General features: G+C 66.9%; 3 protein-coding genes. All 3 read right to left on the bottom strand.

All coding sequences use genetic code 11. The annotated features are described in order from the left end of the window. Positions 1-871: 871 nt before the first annotated feature. On the bottom strand, positions 872-1,618 hold the full coding sequence (locus tag DEIPH_RS12625) for a dsRNA-binding motif domain-containing protein (protein WP_034358648.1): 747 nt from the start codon (positions 1,616-1,618) through the stop codon (positions 872-874). A 22-nt stretch (positions 1,619-1,640) separates the two neighbouring features. Next, positions 1,641-2,006 carry a helix-turn-helix domain-containing protein gene (locus DEIPH_RS12620; protein WP_034358647.1) on the bottom strand — a complete coding sequence of 122 codons (366 nt, stop codon included), beginning with the start codon at positions 2,004-2,006 and terminating at the stop codon, positions 1,641-1,643. A 215-nt stretch (positions 2,007-2,221) separates the two neighbouring features. Further along, positions 2,222-3,052 (bottom strand): hypothetical protein, encoded by an 831-nt coding sequence (locus DEIPH_RS12615; RefSeq protein WP_034358646.1) that lies wholly within the window; start codon positions 3,050-3,052, stop codon positions 2,222-2,224. Positions 3,053-3,748 lie beyond the last annotated feature (696 nt).

Below are 3,748 nucleotides of genomic sequence, written 5' to 3'. Positions count from 1 at the left end.
TCGGTGCCGTCCGGGGCCGGGTTTTGGTGGCGGTTTGGTAGCCCACAGCAGGCCGGGCGGGGTGCCGTTTTCGCACCAATAGAAATTAGTGTGAAAGCCGCGCTCTCTCCCCTAACAGGCATTAGGTAAGAGAAAATCCGCCCCTTTTTGGGTGTCAGCTTTGTCAGGCTTGCCGGGCCGGGCAGCTCCCCCACCAGGGCGACGAGGGGCCGCTCGTCGGTGCATCTGTCATGGGGTTGCCGGGCGCGTGTACCTGTCATGGGGTTGCCCACAGCAGGGCCGTGAAGGGCCAGCAGGCAGCCGGGCAGGGTGTCGGGGCGGTGTCGGGTGTCGCTGGCGGTTCTGGGGGCCAGTAGGCAGCGGGTGAGGGTGGCCTCGGTGGTGAACGCCGGGTTCGGGGTGTCGCCAGCAACGTTACGAATCGTTACTTTTTGGGCGGCCACCATCGGCCCTTTTTAGGGTGGTGAATAGTGGATAGTTGCCCACGAACGCCGGGTTCGGGCTATCCGTTTTTTAGGTGACAAAATGCGTCAAATTGCCCCCTGAACCTCAGCTTTTTTCAGCCTTGCAAGTCCTTTCAGAATGAAGTTTTCTGAGGTTCGTACTTCTTCATAGAAAGGGCCGCGCCTACTCCCCAGTAAGCGCGGCCATACAGCACGGTGACGAAGACATTCTATCAGAACCTTCAGTTTTGTTTAGTTTCTCGCCTCGGTTGCTGGCATTTGCTAGTCGCCTGAGTGCGTATATCCGGGTGCCCACATCTGGCATCGAGGGTGTGTTCGTGGGGCTGGCCGTTCTCGTCGCGTCATGGGCTGTGAGGGTGTCGGTAATGGGTGGGAGGATTAGTTACTTAGATGGGTGGGAGGATTAGTTACTTAGTAGGGAGGTGCCGCACTCCCGCATCCCACGCCAGCCGGGGCAGGGGCAGGCCCATGTGTTTACGCTGTAGCTCATCCTCCAGGGCGTGAAGGTAGTCCTCGGTGCCGGGTGTCCACAGTCGCCCGTCGGGGTGTCGGCGCACGTAGGCGGCAACCCGCGCTCTATCGCGGGCGGTGTTGCGAATCACCACGCCATGCCCGGCGAGGAAGGGCAAGTCACGCCCCCCACCGGGGCCATGTGGCGCGTCGGCCAGCAGGCCGCGCCAGTCCTCCAGCACGAAGGCCAGCGGCGTTACCGCGTGGGCATGGGTGCCGCCCTCAGCGCCTCGGTGGATGTCCACCGTGTAGGGCGCATCGTCGGCCAGCAGGCCAAACAGGGCGTCGGCCACAGCCTCCCGCGCCTCGGTGACGAGGGTGCGCTCATGCAGCGGGTAGGCGTCAAGGGCAGGCAGGGAGAAGCGCAGCAACACCAGCGGGCCATGTTTGGTGAACATGCCGTTCAGGTGGCGGATACGGGCAGCCGCACTCCGGGCGACGTTCGGCGGGTAGCCGTCGGTGATGTCCAGGTGCAGGGACAGCGCGGGCAGCTCGTCGGCCACGTGGGGCAGCAGGCAGAACCGGGTGTGTTTGCGGGCGCGGGCGTCGGTGTGGCGGTGGGCCTCGTACAGCACGGCGCGGCGGCGCAGGCCGTCACGGGCACGCTGGCGGGCGTCGGGGAGGGGAGTGTGGGGGAGTGTCACCGTGCTTTACCTCGTCGGGGTGCTAGGGCGTCGGGGTGGCCGACACCAGCAGCAGGCCGTCAGCCGTGCGCCGGGCGTGCAGCGTCACGGGTTCGGGGGTGAAGTCGCGGAGGGCGTCAGGGTTCGGCGCGTCGGCCACGGTGCCGGGTTCGTGGGTGCCGTACCTCAGCACGAACGCCAGCAGCGCGGCGGTGGTGACGCGGTAGGCAGTTCTGCCGGGGCCGAGCCTCGTCGCGGGCAGCACGCCCCGCTGAATCAGGCGGGTGACGGTGCGCGGGGTGCAGCCGAGAACGTCAGCCACCGTGACGGTGTTCAGCAAGTCGCCCGTACCGACGAGGGGCACGGGCGGGGCCGGGTTCGGGGTGTGGGTGAGGGTGCGGGGCGTCATGGCTCATTGTCTCACATGTCCGGGGCTATGCAGTTAGGAGAGCATGTGTAGGCGCGACAGAATGCCCCCTCATGTAAGGGGAGTGCATACAGCCCCAGACAGAACGCCGGGTTCGGGGTACGTCGGGGACAGCAGATGACAGCGTGAGGGGAGAAGTCCCCCGCGCCGGGCGTGGTGTCCGTGAAGGTGCCGCTCGGTTGCCGGGGTGTTGCTCGTCAGCGCAGCCGGGCCGCGAGGACCGCGCCGGGTGTGCGCCAGGGTGCGCCCTCTGCCATGTCTGCCGACAGCCTCAGCAGCGCCAGCGCCAGCGCGTTTAGGCCGGGGCGTTGCTCGTTTTCGGCGTTCAGGGCGGCGTAAATTGCCGCGCACCATTGCCTGAATCTGCCGGGTTCGTTCAGGGTGTCGGCCAGCTCAGCGGCCAGCCGGGACACCTCACGGTGACGGTGACGCGGGTGCAGCCCCAGCAGGCCGGGCAGCCGTTCGGCCACACCCCGCAAACCCGCGCCAGCACGCATGTCAGAACCTCCCTCAGCGGGGGATTTTGGTGTGCGGGTGGCAGCGGCCCATGTTTGGGCGAGGGCCAGCAGTCGCCCCGTTTTGCCCTCAAGGGTGAGTGGTTCTGACATGACGCTCTGAACCTCCCGCCATGCGCCTTTCTCGCCGTGGTACTCGTCGGCATAGTCGGGCCGCCAGTCATGCTGAAAATCCCACCAGCGCAGCCGGGGCCGGGCGTCGGGGCGTAATGCCACTTGCCAGAGTGTGCCGTCATAGCGCCGCAGCTTGCCGACCTGGGCGACGTGGCCGCGCTCGTCTATCAGCCCTGCCAGGCGCAGCTCGTCGGCCAGCCGGTACAGGTGCCGCTCGGAGTAGCCCACCAGGGCCGCAAGGATGACGGCGGGCAGGTGGAACGTCACCGTGTCCGGGGTGCGGGCGTGTCCTCGGTGCCGGGCGACGAACAGCGCCAGGGCGTGCAGGATTGCCCACAGCCGGGCCGCGCCGGGCGTGAGGGGCCGCTCGTCGCGTACCTCGTCGGCAGTCGGCAGCACGGGGCACGGGGGGGCAACGTGGGGCGTCGGGGGTTCTGTGGGCCGCTCACAGGGCCGTGAAGGGCCAGCAGGGGCCGGGGCCGGGTGTCGGGGCGTGTCGGGTGTCGCTGGCCGTTCTGCTGGCCGTGGCAGGGCCGTGAACGGGGTGTTCGGTTGCTCGGTGCGGCCAGTGATGGCGGCGTGAAGTCGGGCGAGGGTGGCAGACAGTCGGGGGGAATGTGAATGCAAGGGCTACACGCCTTCCCCGAGAACGTGTAGCCTGTGGGTGTCGAGTCCGGGGGCCTACACGCTCTCGGCTTTTTTCTTGCCCTGAAAGTACCGCACCAGCGCCTTGAATGCGCGACAATCCGCGACAGCTTGCCGCCCTTGCATGGGCAGTTTTCTCGTCTAGCACGGTGCCGAACGGGTGTTTTAAGCTTGCACCCCCCCGGTTCTGAAAGGGCGACGAGCGGCCCCTCGTCGGGGTGGTGGTGTCCTTTTTGGGGGGAGATTGCGCTTTACCCCTACAAAATCCAACATTCTCCAAGTCGCCTACCAGCGCGGGCAGGGGCGTGAAGGTGGTGTTCGAGCCGCTCGTCGAGGCCGTCCTCGTCAGTCACGGGTTAGTCACTTGCCGCCGTTCGTCGGTGCCTGTTCGGTGCCGTCCGGGGCCGGGTTTTGGTGGCGGTTTGGTAGCCCACAGCAGGCCGGGCGGGG

The organism is Deinococcus phoenicis (assembly GCF_000599865.1).
In the GTDB taxonomy this organism is placed as follows: Bacteria; Deinococcota; Deinococci; order Deinococcales; family Deinococcaceae; genus Deinococcus; species Deinococcus phoenicis.
The sequence above is the reverse complement of the archived record's forward strand: the minus strand, read 5'-3'. Positions and strand labels throughout refer to the sequence as shown.

Excerpts from the sequence above, each read along its gene's own strand:
- DEIPH_RS12620 (WP_034358647.1), bottom strand. The coding sequence starts at position 2,006 with ATGACGCCCCGCACCCTCACCCACACCCCGAACCCGGCCCCGCCCGTG.